This is a genomic window from Terrirhizobium terrae (genome assembly GCF_030323265.1).
GTDB lineage: Bacteria > Pseudomonadota > Alphaproteobacteria > Rhizobiales > Rhizobiaceae > Neorhizobium.
In genome coordinates, this window is sequence record NZ_CP104990.1 from 641,609 (window position 1) to 661,303 (window position 19,695).

Consider the following 19,695-nt stretch of genomic DNA (forward strand, 5'->3'; position numbering starts at 1 on the left):
CCCTTTGTAAAGATTAACCGGCAAAGCGGCGCTCCGGCACGCCGCGAACGCCCGCATTGATCGCGAATAGGCCTCCTGCCAGCGGCTGCGCCTCAAGCTCCTCAGGCGTTGCGTTCCAGACCGCCGTCGTCACATAGAGCGTGGACAGGTCAGGCCCGCCAAACATGCAACTGCTGGGACGTGCTACAGGAAGATGGATCTCTCGATCAAGCTCGCCGTTCGGCGAGAACCGGGAGACTTTCCAGCCGTCCCACATTGCGATCCAGATATAGCCCTCTTCGTCAATCGTGCCGCCATCTGGATCATAGCCAAGCCCGGTCGTGTCGATGAACGGTCGTTGGTTCGATATTGCGCCCCGGTCGTGGTCGTAATCATAGGTATAGACCTGTTTCAGCAGCGTATCGGCAAACCAGAACCGATCGTCTTCCAATGACCAGACGAAGCAGTTCGAGATGCCGATCTCGCCTCGGACTTCGGTCAGGGCAAGGTCGGGATCCAGCCGATAGAGGCCTGCTGTCCTGTTCTTCAGGCTGTCATCCATCGCTCCGATCCAAAAACGCCCCTTGCGATCAACCTTTCCTTCGTTGAACCGATTGCCGGGTAGATGCGCTTCGGGTCTGGCAATCCACTCGATTGCCTCGCTGTCGAGATCGTAGAAGGCAAGTCCGGACGCGAAGGCCACCACGAGGCCTCCGCGTTCGCGAAGCGCGAAACTGGCGATCCGTTCCGGCATATGCCAGATCCGGACCTCCCCGAGGCCGGTGTCAACCGCTGCAGCTTCCTGCCCTCGATGTCGACCCAATAGAGGTTTTGCTCGTCGATATCCCAGACCGGCACCTCACCCAGGATATTGGCGCATTCGACGACGCATTTAACTTCCGGTGCGGGCACGGGATCTATGTGGTCAACCACGGCCACGACCTGCGGCGGAGGAGCGGAGATTATCGAGCAGGACCGCAATCAGGAGAATGAGACCGCGGACCACATATTGATAGAAGGCCTGGATATTCAGGAGGTTCATGACGTTCTCGGCAATGCCCATGATCAACACTCCGACAATAACGCCGGTCATGGCCGCCCGCCCGCCCGCCAGCGAGACCCCGCCGAGGACGCAGGCAGAGATGACGGAAAGCTCAAGGCCGGTCGCGGCGTTGGGTTGGCCTGACGTAATTCGCGATGCGAGAAGGATGCCTGCAATGGCGCAGACCAAACCCTGCAGCGCAAAAATCCAGATGCGCATGCGCACGACATTCACGCCGGCCAGGCGTGAAGCTTCCGGATTGCCGCCGATCGCCAAAGTGTTCTTGCCGAAGACCGTGCGGTTCAACACGAAGCCGAAGACGATGAACAGCAGGATCATGATCCAGATAGGCGTCGGGATGGTGAAGATCCGAGAAAGCGCCAACTGGTAGAACGCTGGGTCATTGATCCCGACGGCTCGGCCATCCGATGCGATCAGCGCGAGACCACGCACGATCTGCATCGTGGCGAGTGTCGTGATCAGCGCATTGATCCGAAACCTCGCGATGACGACGCCGTTGACAAGGCCGACGACGCTGCCGGCAAGAAGTGCGGCCAGAAGTCCAAGCACGATTGACCCGGAAGCGTTGGACACCATGACGGCAATCATGCCGGAGAACGCGACCGTGGAGCCGACCGACAGGTCGAAATCTCGGGAAGCAAGGCAGAACATCATTGTGCAGGAGACGATCCCGATGGTGACGACGGACTGCAGAAGCCCCAGCATATTACGCTCGGTCAAGAAGTTCGGCACGAAGATCGACACGATCACGAAGGCGACGGCAAAGATCGCCACCAGGCCCTGGTCGCCGAGGAGCAGCTTTTTCAACGAGTTCATCGATATCCGTTCCTGAAATTAGATTGTGCCGGCGGCGTTTTTGTCGGGTAGGGCAGCGGTCAGAATTCTGCGCTCGTCGAACTCCGAGCGGGGGATATCGGCTGCAACTCGCCCCTGGCACATGACCATGATACGGTCTGAAATGCCCATGACTTCCGGCAGTTCGCTGGAGATGACGATGATCGCCATGCCGTTGGCGGCGAGTTCGTAGAGAATTTCGTAGATCTCGGATTTCGCACCGACGTCGATCCCACGCGTCGGCTCGTCGATGACGAGAACCTTGACGCCCTGTTCGGAAAGCCAGCGGCCTAGGATCACCTTCTGCTGGTTGCCGCCCGATAGATTGATGATGTCCTGTTTGCGCGAGGGCGTGCGGATCCTCAGTTTGGCGATGAATTGGTCCGCCATTTTTGCTTCTTTGCCCGGGCTTATCATGCCGAAAGGCGAGAAGTGCCGTCTTGAGGAGATCGCTATATTCTCTTCGATTGAACGGCCCTGAATGATGCCATCGAATTTCCGGTCTTCCGGGCAAAGCACCATGCCGGCATTGATGGAGGCTTTTGGGTTGTCGGGCGAAATCGCCACGCCATCGATGCTGACGGATCCGTGATGGCGGTGATCCGCTCCGTAAAGCAGGCGGGCCATCTCGCTCCGGCCGGCACCGATCAGTCCGAAGAACCCGAGAATTTCTCCGCGCTGGACGGAGAAGCTGACGGGTATCGGAAGCTTGCGGCCTGAGAGGTCATTCACTTCAAGTCTCGGTTCTCCAAGCGGGCGCTCCCGCCAACCCCAGATGTTGCTGATCTCGCGACCGACCATTTCCGAAATGATACGGTCGCGGGTCGTGTCAGCGATCTTAGGATGGTGGGCGGCAAGCTTGCCGTCGCGAAGCACCGTCAAGCTGTCGCAAAGACGAAAGATCTCGTCGAGACGATGCGAGACGTAAATGATGACCGTGCCGTTGGCTTTCAGTCTGCCAATCAGCGAGAAGAGGATCTCGCTTTCGCGCGATGAAAGCGATGAAGTCGGCTCATCAAGGGCAATGACGCGGGCTTCGAGCATCACCGCTTTGGCGATTTCGACCATCTGGCGCGCGCCGATCGAAAGCGTCGAAACCTTTGCCATCGGATCGACATCGATCCCGATCTCGTCGAGTTTGGCGCGAACCGTGTCGACAAGCGCACGGCTGTCGATGACGCCACCTTTACCCGGGAAGCGGCCGAGCCAGAGATTTTCCGCCACCGTCAGTTCCGGAACGAGCTGAAGCTCCTGATGAATGACGATGACACCGGCATGGAAGGCATCGCGCACCGAGCGATAGTTCTGCTCCTCGCCGTCGAGAAGAATGCTGCCGGTATCGGCCGACTGGTCGCCGGACAGGACGCGGATGAGCGTGGATTTGCCCGCGCCATTCTCGCCCATGAGGCCGTGCACTGCGCCTTTCTCGACCGAAAACGAGATGCCGGAGAGCGCCTGCACACCCGGATAGCCCTTAGAGATATTATCGAATTCGAGGAAAGCCATTATTGCCCCATGACGCTGCAGAACCGTCCCGGCAGCTCCAGGGAGGCCGGGGCGGCGATCACTCGGGAATGGCTATTCGATACCGAGATCCTTGCGGACCTTCTCGTAGTCGCCGCGCAGCGCCAGGGAACCGGCGGTCAGCGTCAGCTTCGGCGGTTCCTTGTCGTTAGCAATCCACTCGTACATGTTGAGCGCGGTTTCATAGCCGTGGCGCTTGGGAGAGATGATGACCGTGCCGAAGAAACCGGTCGCTGCAGGCTTTTTGAACTCATTGATGGCCGATTCAGCGCCGCCGATGCCCACGCCGATCATATTGTCGGGTGTGATTCCCACCGATTCAGAAGCACGTATGGCACCGAGAACGGCTTCGTCATTCAGTCCGAATGCGATCCAGTGCTTGATGTCCGCATGCTTGTTAAGCACCGTCGTTGCGGCATTGAGCGCGGCTTCGGTATCTGTTTTCGCTTGCGGAGCGTCATAGATATTCTCGGCCGGGAAGCCCGCGGCCTTCAGCGCCGCGATAGCGCCCTCCACGCGGTCGACTGCGGTCGGAAGCTGATCGTAGGAAACGCGGATCGCACCGACGTCCTTCATGTCCCAGCCGCGCTTCTTGACTTCGTCAGCCAGAGCCTGTCCTACGGTCTCACCGATCTTGGTTGCCGAGATGCCCATATGGACGACGTCTTCCAGTGGCTGACCGTCTGCGCCCACGAGCCGGTCATCGACCGTCATCAGCTTAAGATCATTCGCCGTCGCTTTGGCGACAATGCCGGGACCAAGCTTGACGTCAGGAACGCAGATAATGAAACCCTGCGCGCCCTGGGCGCCGAGATTGTCGATTGCCGACTGGACCTTTTCGCCATCTTCGGCGCCGATCTTCACCAGCGTGAAGCCCTTTTCCTGGGCCGCCTGTTCAGCGAATTTCCACTCATCCTGGAACCAGGGCTCTTCCGCCTGCTTGACGACGAAGCCGATTTTGACATCCGCTGCCCACGCGCTGCCTGCTGCCAGAGCAATGGCGCCAGCCATGAAAAATGCCTTCAATGAACGCATGACTTCTCTCCCTCTTACCCGCGTGCCTCCCCGCGGTCGCATTGACTATCCAGTAAATATCATACCAGTCAACAGATATGTATGATTTTTTAGACAGACATCCTCACGTCTCGCTGATCTCGGAAAGCTTGCGTGCCCTTCTCAAGGCGTCCGTCATTTCGCTTCGAGCCACCCCAATAAGCTGCTCCATGGCATGACGGGCTGCGTCCGGCCGGCGCATCCTTATGGCCTCGAGCACGTCCTGATGCGTGAGTATTGCCTGCTCGTGCGATTGGCTGGCTCTGTTGGTGAGCCGGAAGCTTGCCAGGAGCGCGGCGCGTATAGCGCTGGCAAATTGACGATAGACCCAGTTGCCGCTCGCATTGATGATCGCGGTGTGAAACTCGAGGTCGGCACGGCTCCAGTCTTCGGTGTCGCGGGAGTTGGCTTCGACCATATCCTCGAATGCCTTGGATATCTGGTAGAGTTGACGGGCGTTGGCGTTGGCCGCTGCTTGGGCTGCGGCCGCCGGCTCCAGCAATTGTCTGGCATCGATCAGCGACGAGTAGAACGCATCATCGCCCCCGACAGCCAGCATGACATCGAGCACGATCGGATCGAGATAATTCCAGTTTTCCCGCGGCAGAACGGTTGTTCCTGCGCGTGTCCGCGACCGAACCATGCCGAGTGCCGAGAGATATTGCATGGCTTCACGCAGGCTGGTGCGGCTGACGCCGAATTGCTCCGTCAGTTCCGCTTCGTTTGGCAATGTCGCATTCTCTGCGAATTTGCCCGAAACAATCATTTCAACGAGACAGTGGAGAAGCGCCTCCCTGACACTTCGTTTGCCGCGCTGGGCGATCGGGGCGCCGTGCTCCGTCAATATGTGGCTCATGGATCCGCTTTTCACGCTGTTCCCTTTGTATCTTTCCGCAACCAGGCTCGCCGTCCGGTAGGCGCTCGGCCGCGAGAAAGCAGTCGCAACCGTAATATGAATGATACACGGATCGCAATCAAATCGAAAAATAAATCGTATTTATATTGACATTCATCATGCGGTTTTTATTCTGGCTGTGCCGGGCGGTGGAGTACATGGCCGGTGAAAGAACTAATCATAGGGAGGAGCAGATGAAGCTTTTTGGGCAGGCGGCATTCTTGGCAGCCGCGCTATTGAGCGCCACAACAGCCGGAGCGCAGGACGACCTTAAAGTCGGCGCGATCTACATGGACGCCCAGGGCTTTTACGCCGGCGTGCGCAAAGGAATCCAGACCGGTGCTAGTGAAGCTGGCCGCAAGCTTGATGTTGTCGAAACGAATGCACAGGGCGACGCCAGCAAGGAGTCGACCTTCATCGACTCGCTGATTTCGGCTGGCGTGCAGGCGATCATCGTTTCGCCGGTTTCCGCTGACGGCTCCTATCGCGCCATTCGCCGCGCCTATGATGCAGGTATTCCGGTCGTCTGCTACAATACCTGCCTGAATGACGCGGATATGAAGGAATATGTTTCCGCATACGCGGTCGGTGACCCTTTCGAGTTCGGTCATAAGCTCGGCGATGCCGCAGCCGACTATTTCATTGCCCAGAAGAACGAAGAGCCAAAGATCGCGGTCCTGAATTGCGAGTTTGTCGAAGTCTGCGTGACGCGACGCAAGGGCTTCGAGGAGGCGCTGATGGCCAAGGTTCCGGGCGCCAAGATCGTCGCCAACCAGGAAGGTGCGGTTCTCGACAAGGCTGTTTCCGTGGCCAGCACCATGCTGTCATCCAATCCCGATATCGACGCCTTCTTCGGCGAAGCCGGCGGCGCGACGCTTGGTGCGGCGCGTGCCGTCAAAAGCCAGGGCAAAGCTGGCAAGGTCGTGGTCTTCGGCGGCGACATGACGACCGAAATTGCCCAGGAGCTTTCCGACTTTTCCGTCATCAAGGCCGTCGTCGACATTTCCGGGCAAGGCCTGGGCAAACTCGCGCTGGAACAGGCCATCAAGTCCATCGACGGGAACCCGCCGGAAGGCATCAAGGTTGCCTATGACATCGATGTCTACAAGTCGTCCGACGACGGCAAGTCATGGCTTGAGGCACATGCCGACGGCATTCCTTGATCGGCTCAATCAATAAGCAGATCCCCGCCGCAATGAGATGGCGGGGATATCCTCAAATGCGATCCGAAGTCAGCGGCAGCCGGGTACCGGCAGCATCGCCTCCAACGGAAAGACCTATGACTGCAGTTTCCATGATCAACCCGGGCGAGGCGACCGCCGTCGCGTCCATCAAAAGCTGTACGCGCCGCTATCCAGGTGTCCTTGCGCTGGACAATGCAACATTCGAGGTGGCGCCCGGCGAAGTGAGGGCTCTGCTCGGCAAGAACGGCGCGGGGAAGTCTACGCTGATCCGCATGCTGACGGGTGCTGAAATCCCCGACAGCGGCACCGTGTTGATCGCCGGACAAGAGCTGACACAGACAGGTTCCGGGCGGGCGCAAGAATCCTTCGAGAGGGGCGTGCGCGTCGTCTATCAGGAACTCAGTCTGGTTCCCGGCATGACACTGGCGGAAAACCTCTTCCTCGGACGCTGGCCGCGCAAGAGCGGCGTCATCCAGTATTCCGCCATGGAAGCGGAGGCCCGTGAAGCCATGAACCGGCTCGGTCTCGAACTGTCGCCCAGCCGGCTGGTGGCAGGTCTCAGCCCCGCGGAGCGCCAGCTTCTGGAAATTGCCCGCGCCATGCTCGGTACGCCAAAGCTCGTCATTCTCGACGAGCCGACCAGTTCGCTCGCTGCGGCGGAGGCGGAAAAAGTCATGGCCGCGGTGACACGCGTGGCTGCACAGGGCATTGCGGTCATCTATGTCAGTCACCGCATGAACGAGATCCGCCAGATCGCCCATTCCGCCACAATCATGCGCGATGGCAAAATTATCGACACGGTGAATGTGAAAGGTGCCGACACGCGCGAAATTGTGCGGCTCATGCTGGGTTCCGAGGCGTCGCAGGCCGCCGCCCTTGAGGACAGAAGCCAGTCCGAGACGGTTCTTGAGGTCAAGGATCTCGTACTCGCTCCAAAGCTTTCGTCGATATCCTTCTCTTTAAAAAGGGGGAGGTGTTGGGCATTGCCGGCCTCCTCGGGTCAGGCCGGACCGAATTGCTTCAGGCCATCATGGGCGTACGTCACTTCGAAACCGGCGACATTCTGGCCGGCGGCCAATCGGTAAGATCGGCCGGCTACAGGGAAATGGTCAGACGCGGCTTCGGGTACACGCCGGAAAGCCGCAAGGAGGAGGGTATCGTGCCGCTTCTCGGGGTTGACGAAAACACGCTTTCCACCGATTTCGCAGGCGTCAGCAAGAACGGTGTTCTCTCGTCGAGCCGCATGGCGGAGGCGACGCGTAAGATCATCGATCGGCTCCATATCAAGACTGCCCGCACCGACACACCGATCGGCACTCTATCGGGTGGCAACCAGCAGAAGGTCGTGATCGGTCGCTGGGTCTATGCCGGCAGCCGGATACTGCTGCTCGACGAACCGACGCGCGGCGTCGACATCGAGGCCAAAGCGCAGATCTATTCCATCATCCGGCAACTCGCCGCGGAAGGCCGCAGCGTCATCTTCGTGTCGAGTGAGATCGAAGAGCTGCCGCTCGTCTGTGACCGCGTGCTCGTCTTAAGGGACGGAACGCTCCAGGAAGAATTCAAATCACCCGACATAGACCAGGACAGCCTGATGGCAGCCTGCATTACCGGACATTGAGGGAGACAGACGATGTCACTCGACCACGCTGCCAAGCCGGCGGCTTCCGAAAAGCCCAAAACGTCAGGCTTCACCTTCTCGCAGCATATGAACGAGCTCAGCCTGTTCTTCGCGATTGTGGTGCTATATGTGATCTTCGCCTCGACCGCACCCGGCTTCATCTCGTTCAACAATCAGGTCAACATCCTGCGCGATGCTGCAACGATCGGCATTGCAGCCTGGGCCGTGACGCTTATCATCATCGCCGGCGAGATTGACGTCAGTGTTGGTCCGATGGTGGCCTTCATCTCCGTCTCGCTTGCCTTCCTTTTGCAATGGGGCGTTCCCACACCTATTGCCTTCGCTCTGGCGATCGTCTTCGGCGCGCTGCTCGGCGCCGTCCCCGGCGTCCTGCGTGCCTATTTCGACGTGCCGTCTTTCGTCGGTACGCTCGGCATGTGGAGCGCCTTGCGCGGCACAGCACTCTTCGTCACGGACGCGCTGCCGGTCTCGATCGGCCGCAACGACATGCTGGATGCGCTTGACCGGTCGGTTTTCGGCATTCCGCCGGCCGCCATCATCATGCTCGTGCTATTTGCGGTCTTCGCCTTTGTCAGCCGCAAGACGGCGTTCGGTCGCTCGGTCTTCGCCATCGGTGGCAATGCCCATGCGGCTTTTCTGAGTGGCATCAGCGTATCGCGCATCCGCGTTGCACTATTTGCCATCGGCGGCGCGATGGCTGCCATTTCCGGGATACTTCTGGTTTCGCGTCTCGGGTCCGGCAATGCCACAGCGGCAAACGGGCTTGAATTCGATGTCATCGCGGCCGTTGTGGTCGGAGGTACCGCCTTGTCGGGTGGGCGAGGCTCGATGCTTGGCACGCTTCTCGGCGTTCTTGTCATCACCCTGATCGGCAACGGCCTTGTCCTGCTCGGTATCAATCCCTTCTTCCAGCAGGTTGTCCGCGGGTTGATCATTGTCATTGCCGTGCTTGCCAACATCCAGGCGATCAAGCGCAGCCTGTCGCGGAACAAGGGATAACAGGCATGGCGGTCATCGACCTGAAATCCGGCTCCCTTTCTCTCAAGGTCTCGACGCGAGGCGGCCTGATTCTCGGCTTCTGGGAAAACGGCGATCACGGGCGAGTGGCTCTGTTGCGCGACGCCACAGACGATGCGGATGCGCTTTCGTCCTCCTGCTACCCGCTCGTTCCCTTTGGCAACCGCGTCAGCGATAATCGTTTTGAGTTCGAGGGCAAGGAATACAGTTTCGATCCGAATACGAGCTGGGATCCTCACTATCTCCACGGCGAAGGTTGGCAGTCCGAATGGAGTGTCGATGAGAAGGCGGATGACCGCGTGGTCATGAGCTTTGCCCACCGTGGAGGTAACTCGCCCTATGCCTACCGCGCCACTCAGAGATTTTTGCTCTCTGGTGACGCTTTACAGCTAACTTTGTCTGTCGAAAATGCGGGAGATAGGGCCATGCCCTTCGGCCTCGGCTGGCATCCCTACTTTCCGATGACACCGAAGACGACGTTGTTTGCGCCAGCGAGAAAGTTCTGGACCGAAGTCGAGGGCTGGCTGCCGGGCGAGGTGACCGCGATCCCCGAGGATCTCGATTTCAGCGAACCGTCGCAATTGCCGCATCGCTGGGTTAACAACGGTTTCGAGGATTGGTCGGGTGAGGCCGTCATCTCGTGGCCGGAACATGACACGCGACTTGTTCTGCAGGCGGATCCGCTTTTCCGCCACGCATTCGTCTTCGTATCGGACACCGAATTCGATCCGCAGTTCCGCCGTGACTATTTCTGTTTCGAGCCGATGTCGCATCTGGCGAACGGCCACAACCTGCCGGATCTCGGCGGGCTCAAAATTCTTCAGCCGGGCGAGAACCTGTCGGGCGGTATTCGGCTTCGGCCTGAAAAGTTGCAGTGATGAGCATGTCCTTTGGGAGCACAGATGTCTAAGGAACGTCGTTTCGACTACATCATTGTCGGTGGCGGCAGTTCTGCCTGCGTTGTCGCAGCACGTCTCGTCGCCGACGGCCGGGCACGCGTGCTGCTTTTGGAGCGCGGACCCGCAAAGCCCAATCCGATCATGAACTTCCCTGCCGGCTACATGAAGTTCCTGGCCAAGGATACCTACCTTGCCATGCACAAGACCAAGCCGCAGCCGCAGCTTGACGGCCGCGGTCCGATCGTGCCGCAGGGCAGGGTTCTGGGTGGCGGCAGCACGGTCAATGCGATGGTTTACATGCGCGGGCAGGCTGCCGACTTCGACCTCTGGAACGAGCTAGTCACGGCGCCTGGGACAGACAATGACGGTGCCTGGTCCTATCGTGATCTCCTTCCTTATTTTAAGGCGCAGGAGGATAACGATCATCTTGCAGGCGAGTATCACGGTGTCGGCGGACCATTGAAGATCTCGCATCTTGGCCATACGAGCCCGATGACCCGCACCTATGTGAAGACACTGCAAGGCATGGGCATTCCCTACAACCCGGACTTCAACGGTGCCGCGCAGTTCGGCGTCGGATTTATGCAGCACACGATCGACTGGAATACGCGGAAACGCTCCAGTGCTGTCGATGCTTTTCTGGCGCCGGTGATGAGCAATCCGCTTCTGACGATCGAGATAGGCGCAACCGTGACGAATATCCGCATGGACGGTGATCGTGCCATCGGCGTCGACTATGTAAAAGGTGGGAAGTCGAACTCGGCGGAAGCAGGTGTAGAAGTCATCCTTGCGGCCGGTGCCTATCAGACGCCGAAGCTGATGATGATTTCTGGCATCGGACCTGAGGACGAACTGGCAAGGCACGGCATCAGGACTAAGGTTGCACTGCCCGGCGTCGGCAAGAACCTTCAGGATCACTATGAATGCCCTGTCGTCGCGACGACAAAGGGTTCATTCGGCTATTACAAGCAGGATCGCGGCTGGCCGATGATCAAGGCCGGTCTGCAGTATCTGATGTTCAAGTCAGGCCCTGTCTCGACCACGGGCGTGGAGACGTGCGCCTTCTACGATCCCGACGGACACAATGAACGGCCGACCATCCAGATGTTCTGCGTGCCTACCGTTTATCTGGACCGCGACGTTATGGGCACGGAGCCAGGCGACGGCGTCACAATCAATTCACTGCTATTGCGGCCCAAGGCGAGGGAGCCGTCACGCTGGCATCAAGCGATCCATTCGCCGATCCGATCGTCGACACCCAGATCTTTGGCCACCCCGACGATCTCAAACTTACCATGGCAGGTTTTCGCTTCGCGCGCACCGTGCTGGCCGCCTCGCCAATGCACGATCTTATTGAAAGGAAATCTTCCCTGGTGCCGATGTGGTAAGTGACGAGGCGATCGCCGCCCATTGCAAGCGCACGGTCAAGACCGGTTATCACCCGGTCGGCACCTGCAAGATGGGGCATGACGGCGATCCCGAAGCGGTTCTCGATAGTGACTTGAAAGTTCGAGGAACACGTGGCCTGCGGGTCATTGACGCGTCCCTCATGCCGACCATCGTCAGCGGCAACACCAATGCAGCCGTCCTCGCCGCAGCCGGCAAGGCGGCGGACCTCATTCTCTCCTGATCGGGACACACCCATGAAGATCACCAAGCTGACCACCTATATCGTGCCGCCGCGCTGGCTGTTCCTGAAGATCGAGACCGATGAGGGCATTTGCGGCTGGGGCGAACCGGTCGTCGAGGGTAGGGCGCTGACAGTGGAAGCAGCGGTACAGGAGATGGCGGACTACCTGATCGGGAAGGATCCGTTCCTGATCGAGGATCACTGGACGGTCCTTTATCGCGGGGGCTTTTATCGGGGCGGGGCGATCCACATGTCGGCGCTTGCCGGCATCGACCAAGCGCTCTGGGACATCAAGGGCAAGGCGCTCGGACAACCTGTCCATTCGCTGCTCGGCGGACAGCTGCGCGACCGTATCAAGGTCTATTCCTGGATCGGCGGCGATCGGCCTTCCGATGTCGCACAGAACGCCAAGGACGTCGTGGCACGCGGCTTTCAGGCGATCAAGCTCAACGGCTGCGAGGAAATGCAGATCGTCGACACCAATGAGAAAGTGGAGAAGGCGGTCGAGACCATTGCCATCATCCGCGAGGCTGTCGGCCCACATATCGGCATTGGTGTCGATTTCCATGGTCGAGTCCACAAGCCGATGGCCAAGGTGCTGGCGAAGGAGCTCGAACCCTACAAGCTGATGTTCATCGAGGAGCCCGTTCTATCGGAAAACAAGGAAGCATTGAAGGAAATCGCCAATCACTCGTCGACCCCGATCGCGCTAGGCGAGCGGCTATATTCCCGCTGGGACTTCAAATCGGTCTTCGAAGGGGCTATGTCGATATCATCCAGCCGGACCTGTCCCATGCCGGTGGCATTACCGAGTGCCGCAAGATCGCCGCGATGGCGGAGGCTTATGACGTGGCTTTGGCGCCGCATTGCCCACTTGGTCCGATCGCGCTTGCAGCTTGCCTTCAGGTGGATGCCGTCTCCTACAATGCCTTCATCCAGGAGCAGAGCCTTGGCATCCACTACAACAAGGCGAATGACATCCTCGATTATATCTCCAACAAGGACGTGTTCCAGTATGCGGATGGTTTTGTAAGCATTCCGCAGGGACCGGGCCTCGGTGTCGAGGTTGACGAGGCCTATGTGATCGAGCGGGCGAAGGAGGGGCATCGTTGGCGCAATCCGATCTGGCGCCATCCAGACGGCAGCTTTGCAGAATGGTAGGGGTGAACAGACGATGACGGGACGGCTTTCAGGCAAGCGGATCTTCGTAACAGGTGCCGCACAGGGTATCGGCCTTGCGATCGCCAAGGCTTTTCTGCGTGAGGATGCGGCGCTGTTTCTCGTCGATCGCGATGACGCACTCCTGGAGCGCGAGGCCACTGCTTTGAAGCGGGCGGGTGGATCGCTTGGCTGGTTTGCCTTAGACATTACCGACGCAGCGGCCGTTACCGCAGCCGTTCGGGATGCTGCTGAAAAAATCGGCCCGATCAACGCGCTCGTCAACAATGCCGGCGTAAATGTCTTCGCGGAGCCCTTGGAAACGACAGACGAAGAATGGAATCGTTGCTTCGATATCAACCTGAAGGGTGCATGGAACTGCAGCAAGGCAGTCCTTCCGGATATGATCGGTGCTGGCGGCGGCGCTATTCTGAACATTGCGTCCACTCATGCCTTCACCATTATCCCTCACACATTTCCTTATCCTCTGGCGAAACATGCACTGCTCGGGATGACCAAGTCGCTGGGGCTCGAATATGCCAACAAAAACGTCCGAGTGAATGCTTTGGCGCCAGGCTATGTCGCCACCCAGAAGGTTATCGATTACTGGGATAGCTTTCCCGATCCACAGGCGGCCAAAGCCGAGACCATGAAGCTCCACCCAGGAGGGCGGATTGCGTCTCCCGAGGAAATTGCGATGGCCGCCGTCTTTATGATTTCGGACGAATGCCCATTCATGAACGCTGCATGTTTGACCGTAGATGGCGGATTAAGTGTCCAGCAACACCCAGCTTGAACTCGGCGGAGTGTTGTTGGACCGAGAGAAACCTGACGTCAGAAATTCTGCCGGTAAAGTGTAGCCGTAAGAGAATTATCGTTTTCGAAAAACTGGGTTGATGATCCGAGTCGGTCCAAGAGCGATAAAAGGACGCCCGCTTGCACACAACATGGGCTGGGCATCCGAGCCAGATATTTCAGCCGACCCTAAGCAACCGGCGGACAGCGCAGCCTTGTCTTACGGTAGGAAGCGACCGTAGTGCTGTCGCAAGGTATCGGGAAATGAGCAGCAGGAATGGGCCTGAAGGCTCCGGCCGCCAGCCGCAGGTACCGGCTTTCATCCGGCATCCGTCTTATGATCTCATCGTGATCTTCCGATATTCTGTCAGGAGCTTTTCGCCTCACAGAACGACACGATTGGTTAGAACCGTCACGATGAAGTTCGGATATTTTCCGCTGAAAATAGAGTGACGCAGCGCCATCCAGTCATGGCTTGACCACAACCACGCTGGATGGCGCAGATCGAAAACCTCGGCCAGGGCCCTTGCAATCCGGCAGATGTCAACCAGCTTTAGGCACCTGTAGCCAAACCAAATCGAGGTCACTCATGACAATGGCGCTAGCTCGCCTGGGCCGTGCTCTTTTCGTCCATACTCTCATCGTTACCTTAGGTGCGACCGTTGCCTTGGACCATGCCGCGGCCCAGGAACAGCAGGGGGCGCCCCTCGAACTCTCTCAGGTCGATGTCAGCACGGCAACGCGCCAGGATATCGCCACCGAGGTGCGGATCGCGGGGTCGCTGACGCCGATCCGTCGTTCAACGCTCACCTCGCGGGTGTCCTCCACTATTCTTGAACTGCCGGTCCAGATCGGCGACGTGGTCAAGAAGGGTGATCTCCTGGTGCGCTTCGACACCGAAGCGCTTGCCTCTGCAGTAACGGCGCGCAAAGCCGAGATCGATGCCCTCGGCGCGCAGATCGAGTTGGCCGAGGTGGTGCTGGAGCGTAACACCGCCCTTGGAGAGCGTGGTGCTGCTTCCGAGGCCACGCGGCTCGAAGCTCAGGCCAATCTGTTGAACCTGCGCGCGCAACTCAGATCCAAACAGGCGGAAGTCGCGGACGCCGAGCGCTCTCTCGCCTATGCCGAACTTCGGGCGGAATTCGATGGCGTCGTTGCGTCCCGCGCTGTCGACCAGGGACAAACAGTGCCTCTCAACACGGAACTGATGAGCCTTGTAGACCTCAGCCGGATGGAGGTTGATGCTGGTGTTCCGACAAGCCGCATCCCGCTTGTTCAGCTTCGGCAGCCCGTGGAATTGAGCGTCGAAGGCTTTCCTGGCCGCACTTTTGCTGGCGAAGTCATGCGCATCTCGCCGACCGCGGTCGCGGGGTCTCGTGCCGTCCGCGTCTTTGTCGCAATCAACAATGACGAAGGCCTGTTGCGCGGCGGCATGTTCACCACCGGCATCCTGAAAGTCGATGACCAGAAGGACGTTATAGCTCTGCCTGCCGCGTCGATCCGGCACGACGCGGAAGGGACCTTCGTACTCAAGGTGGATGGCGACACGTTGCGGCGACAACCAGTCGATCTCGGGACGAGCTGGACCGACCGGAACCTCGTTCAGGTCACAGGTGTGCAAGAGGGTGACGTTATAGTTGCGGCTCCACTACCCGATCTCGTGGCAGGCACGTCCGTGCGCATTGAGGACATCTGAGCCATGTTTCTTACCCGTATCAGCGTCGCCCATCCCGTTTTTGCTACGATGATGATGGTGACGATCCTGGTCGTCGGTTTGTTCTCCTACAGCCGTCTGGGTGTCGACCAGTTTCCCGAAACTGACCTGCCGATCGTGGTCGTCGCGACAACCTATACCGGCGCATCGCCTGCCTCGGTTGAAAGCGAGGTCTCGCGGCCGATCGAATCGTCGCTGAACACGATTGGTGGTATCGATACGATCACGTCGGAATCTTACGAAGGCCGCTCCATCGTCGTGGTCCAGTTCGATCTCGATACGGATAGTCAGGTCGCGGCACAGGAAGTGCGTGACCGGGTGGCGCGGCTTGAGGCGACATTCCCCGACGAGGTCGATACACCACAGGTTACCCGCTTCAATCCCGATGACCAGCCGATCCTTTCGATCGCGGCTTCCTCGCCGACAAGAACGCTGTCCGAGATCACGACGCTTGCCAACCGCATCATCACCAATCGGTTGAATGTTATCGCCGGTGTGGGCCAGATTTCGCTTGTCGGCGACAGCGAGCGGCAGGTGCTCGTCGTCGTCGATCCGGATCGGCTGGAAGCCTATGGTGTTGGTGTCTCGACTGTGATGGATGCTATCCGGCGGGAGAACCAGGATCGCGCCGCCGGCACGCTGATCTCCGGCATCAACCAGCGTATCGTGACGGTGGAGGGCCGTATCGCCGATGCGGCTGGTTTCAACAGCATCATTGTCGCCCAAAGCGGCGGCTATCCGGTCTATCTCTCCGACGTTGCCAGCATCCTCGATACGGGCGCCGAGGTGACGAGCCGTGCCACCTATCAGGGCGCGCCCTCGCTCGGACTGGATATCGTCAAGGTGCAGGGCGCCAACACCGTGGAAGTGGCACGGGCGTTGCGTAATGAGATTTCCGCGTTGAACGTGGAGCTGGCGAAGGAGAATGTCGAGCTTACGATTACCCGCGACAACTCCCGCGCAATCGCGGCTCAAGTATCGGAAGTACAGCGCACGCTGATCGAAGGCGGCGTGCTGACGGTGCTGATCGTCTTCATCTTTCTCAATTCCTGGCGCTCGACTGTCATTACCGGCCTCACATTGCCGATCTCCGTCATCGGCACGTTTGCGGTCATCTATGCACTGGGCTTCACGCTCAACACCATGACGCTGATGGCGCTGTCTCTGTCGATCGGTATCCTGATCGACGATGCGATCGTCGTGCGGGAAAACATCACCCGCCACCTGCAGATGGGCAAGGATCATGTGAGCGCCGCGCTCGACGGCACCAACGAGATCGGGCTCGCGGTTCTTGCAACGACGCTCTGCATCGTAGCTGTCTTCTTGCCCGTTGCCTTTATGGGCGGGCTGATCGGCCGCTTCTTTCTGCAATTCGGCGTGACGGTCGCAGCGGCCGTGATGATCTCGCTGTTCGTGTCCTTCACACTTGATCCCATGCTGTCCAGCGTCTGGCACGATCCGCAGTCGCAGAGGGGGCCAAGCGTGGTTTCATTGGGCGATCGGTCGAACGCTTCGACCACTGGTTCGAGGGACTGGCTGGCCGCTACCGTTCGCTCATCCACTGGACCTTCGATCACCGCAAGACAACGATTGGTGTTGTCGTGGCGATGTTCGTTGGAAGCCTGCTGCTCGTGCCGCGCATTGGCGCCGAATTCCTGCCGCCGGCCGACCAGGGTGAGGTGAGCGTGTCGCTCGAAGCCAATGAGGGCGCGTCGCTCGATTACATGGCAGCGAAGGTTGGGCAGGTCGAGCGGGCGCTGCGGGAGTTTCCCTATGTCGCATCCATCTATTCGACGGTCAATTCTGGTGGCGCTCGGGGCTTCAACGAGGCCGTCGTCGCGGTGCAGCTTGTGCCGAGCGCGGACAGAGATCTGACCACTGCACAGAGCATCGATCCGATCCGCCAGCGGCTGGCGAGGATCGCCGGGCTAAAAATCTCGGTCGGGCAGTCGACCGGTGTCGGCGGTTCGCAGAAACCGTTGCAGCTGTCGATCCTCGGTGACGGCGACGAAGGATTGCGACTTATTTCCGACCAGATTACAACCGCGCTTTCCACCATTCCGGGTGCGACAGAAGTGGAATCGTCGATCGAGAACGTGCGTCCTACTTTGGCTGTACGTGTACGTCGCGAGGCGGCAAGCGACCTCGGTGTTTCGATCGCCATGATCGGTGATACCCTACGGCCGCTGGTAGCAGGCGATGCCATTTCCGTGTGGAACGCGCCGGATGGCGAGAGTTACGACGTCATGGTGCGCCTGCCGGCGACCGGCAGACGGGATGCGGCGCAGCTGCGAAATCTCACCATTTCCACCGACCGCACCGACGACGACGGCAAACCGATCACCGTTCTGCTCGACCAGGTTGCTGATGTCGTGGAAAGCACTGCACCCGACGCAATCACTCGCAAGGATCTCTCGCGTGAGGTGAGGATATCAAGCAACATCGAGGGCAGGGCACTGGGTGATGTTACAAATGATCTCAACGCCGCGATCGCCCAGATGGACATTCCGGTCGGTTACCGCATCTCCTTCGGTGGCGATGCCGAGAACCTGGCTGAGAGCACCGGTTATGCACTTCAGTCGCTACTGCTTGCCGTGATCTTCATCTACATTATTCTCGCCTCGCAATTCGGCTCCTTCATCCAGCCAATCGCGATCATGATGACCCTGCCACTGTCGTTGATCGGGGTGCTGCTCGGGCTTCTCTTTACGGGTTCGACACTCAACATGTTCTCAATGATTGGCTTTATCATGCTGATGGGCCTGGTTACCAAGAACGCCATTCTGCTGGTGGACTATTCCAATCTTGGTGTTCATGAGGGCAAGACGCTGCGGGACAGTCTTGCGGATGCCGGGGCGGTCAGACTGCGGCCGATCGTCATGACGACGCTTGCGATGATCTTCGGCATGCTGCCGATGGCGCTCGGACTTGGCGAGGGCGGCGAGCAGCGCGCACCTATGGCCCATGCCGTTATCGGCGGATTGATATCCTCGACCCTGCTGACGCTTGTCTTCGTTCCGGTCGTCTTAACCTACCTCGACGGCTTGGCACAATGGGTCAGGCGATGGTTCTCTCCGGGGGCAGACAACGCACAGAGCGGTGAGGCCAAGGGCCCAGTTTCGGGCTGAATATTCCCGCGGCCGAGCTCTGCATCGAGATGGCACAAGCGACGAGGCTGAGCAAGCATCATTGTGCTCTTGTCGGCCCCAGGAGTGAATGCCGAAGCTGGGTGGACGATCTAGTGACACATGACATGATCTGACATTTTCGCCATGCGGTGGCGGCGAAATCGGCGTCTGATTTCCTTACCGCTTCAGTTGCTGCTGTAGCTCGTTGCGAACAAAGGAAACCAATCTCGACAGCCCGGCCGAGAGCTCGGCACCGTCGCGCAGCCAGATATAGGCCGGCCAGTAGGTGTGACCCCATTGCGGTACGAGTTCGATAAGCTCTCCTTTGTCGAGCGCGGGCTGGACCATGAAATCGAGCAATCTCGCCGCACCGATGCCGGCCTGCACCGCCGCCAAGATCGATGGTGCGTCATTCAAGGTGAGCGTCGAATTAGGTGAAACGCGCTGACTGCGGCCATCCGAATGTTTGAAATTCCATTCGTGGTGCCGGCCGCTGATATCATCCATCAGCCGAACACAGGGATAGGTTGCGAAATCCCCTGGATCGCTGGGCGTCCCATGGGAATTAACAAGGTCAGGCGACGCACATACCACCACCCGGCTTTCAAAGAGCGGGCTCTTTTCGATCATCCGCGGATCGGGACCGCCAAATCTCATCGCCGCGTCATATCCATTCATTACGAGGTCGGGACACTGATCACGTACGAGGATATCGACCTCGAGATTTGGGTATTGTTGCAGGAAAGTGCGGATACGCGGGACAAGAAGATAGGTCGCGAAAGCAGCGTCACAACAAACCCGTAGACGACCTCTTATTGCGCTATCGTCCTGTGGCGAACGGGTTACCGCCGTTTCCATGCTCTGCAGAAGCGGAACGATTTCGTCATAGAGTTTGCGGCCTTCGTCGGTGACCCTTACGGCGCGACCATTACCGTCAAAGAGCTTGAAGCCAAGGCGCTCCTGCAATCGCGCAATCGAGCGGCTGACTCCGGATCTGGATAGTCCCACCACTGGTGCCGCAGCAGCAAAGCTCCCCGTCTCGATGACGGTAACGAAAACGGTCATACCGTTGATAACCCTGGCATCGAACATATCACGGTCCTCACGTTCTCACGTCATCGGTGATCACTGCGCATCGTTGTGTCGACATTTTGGCAATGAACCGGCTTCGCTAGTCAAC

General features: G+C 58.9%; 10 protein-coding genes and 5 pseudogenes. 9 read left to right on the forward strand and 6 right to left on the reverse strand.

The genetic code is table 11. The annotated features are described in order from the left end of the window. Positions 1-13 precede the first annotated feature (13 nt). The 5 genes and pseudogenes from N7E02_RS03050 to N7E02_RS03070 form a co-directional block, all read right to left on the reverse strand. A pseudogene (locus N7E02_RS03050) lies at positions 14-918 on the reverse strand (SMP-30/gluconolactonase/LRE family protein). Continuing rightward, the gene (gene araH / locus N7E02_RS03055; RefSeq protein WP_286578012.1) at positions 905-1,858 is read right to left on the reverse strand and encodes an L-arabinose ABC transporter permease AraH; all 954 of its coding nucleotides are present in this window, start codon (positions 1,856-1,858) and stop codon (positions 905-907) included. Before araH ends, N7E02_RS03050 begins: the two are co-directional and overlap by 14 nt. Before the next feature lie 18 nt (positions 1,859-1,876). Next, entirely contained in the window at positions 1,877-3,382 is a 1,506-nt protein-coding gene (araG, locus tag N7E02_RS03060; RefSeq protein ID WP_286578013.1) for an L-arabinose ABC transporter ATP-binding protein AraG, read from the reverse strand. A 72-nt stretch (positions 3,383-3,454) separates the two neighbouring features. After that, a complete protein-coding gene (locus tag N7E02_RS03065; RefSeq protein WP_286578014.1) occupies positions 3,455-4,435 on the reverse strand; it encodes an arabinose ABC transporter substrate-binding protein in 981 nt (326 codons plus the stop codon). A 103-nt stretch (positions 4,436-4,538) separates the two neighbouring features. Continuing rightward, entirely contained in the window at positions 4,539-5,309 is a 771-nt protein-coding gene (locus tag N7E02_RS03070; protein ID WP_286578015.1) for a FadR/GntR family transcriptional regulator, read from the reverse strand. A gap of 233 nt (positions 5,310-5,542) precedes the next feature. Here N7E02_RS03070 and N7E02_RS03075 point away from each other — a divergent pair, with 233 nt between their 5' ends. The 9 genes and pseudogenes from N7E02_RS03075 to N7E02_RS03115 all read left to right on the forward strand — a co-directional run bounded on the left by N7E02_RS03075 (position 5,543) and on the right by N7E02_RS03115 (position 18,515). Beyond that, on the forward strand, positions 5,543-6,511 hold the full coding sequence (locus tag N7E02_RS03075) for a substrate-binding domain-containing protein (protein WP_286578016.1): 969 nt from the start codon (positions 5,543-5,545) through the stop codon (positions 6,509-6,511). Positions 6,512-6,642: 131 nt separating this feature from the next. Then, positions 6,643-8,153: pseudogene (locus N7E02_RS03080) on the forward strand (sugar ABC transporter ATP-binding protein). A 12-nt stretch (positions 8,154-8,165) separates the two neighbouring features. Beyond that, positions 8,166-9,173, forward strand: coding sequence for an ABC transporter permease (locus N7E02_RS03085; protein ID WP_286578017.1), 1,008 nt, complete (start codon positions 8,166-8,168; stop codon positions 9,171-9,173). Positions 9,174-9,178: 5 nt separating this feature from the next. Then, positions 9,179-10,069 carry an aldose 1-epimerase gene (locus tag N7E02_RS03090; RefSeq protein WP_286578018.1) on the forward strand — a complete coding sequence of 297 codons (891 nt, stop codon included), beginning with the start codon at positions 9,179-9,181 and terminating at the stop codon, positions 10,067-10,069. 24 nt (positions 10,070-10,093) lie between these two features. Then, positions 10,094-11,720: pseudogene (locus N7E02_RS03095) on the forward strand (GMC family oxidoreductase). A gap of 13 nt (positions 11,721-11,733) precedes the next feature. Continuing rightward, positions 11,734-12,881: pseudogene (gene dgoD, locus N7E02_RS03100) on the forward strand (galactonate dehydratase). Positions 12,882-12,894: 13 nt separating this feature from the next. Continuing rightward, positions 12,895-13,674, forward strand: a complete 780-nt coding sequence (locus tag N7E02_RS03105; RefSeq protein WP_286578019.1) for an SDR family oxidoreductase — start codon at positions 12,895-12,897, stop codon at positions 13,672-13,674. A gap of 666 nt (positions 13,675-14,340) precedes the next feature. Beyond that, positions 14,341-15,369, forward strand: coding sequence for an efflux RND transporter periplasmic adaptor subunit (locus tag N7E02_RS03110; RefSeq protein WP_286578020.1), 1,029 nt, complete (start codon positions 14,341-14,343; stop codon positions 15,367-15,369). Positions 15,370-15,372: 3 nt separating this feature from the next. Further along, positions 15,373-18,515, forward strand: a pseudogene (locus N7E02_RS03115) (efflux RND transporter permease subunit). Between the two features lie 177 nt (positions 18,516-18,692). Here N7E02_RS03115 and N7E02_RS03120 read toward each other — a convergent pair. After that, positions 18,693-19,607, reverse strand: a complete 915-nt coding sequence (locus N7E02_RS03120) for a LysR family transcriptional regulator (RefSeq protein WP_286578021.1) — start codon at positions 19,605-19,607, stop codon at positions 18,693-18,695. Positions 19,608-19,695: the final 88 nt, after the last annotated feature.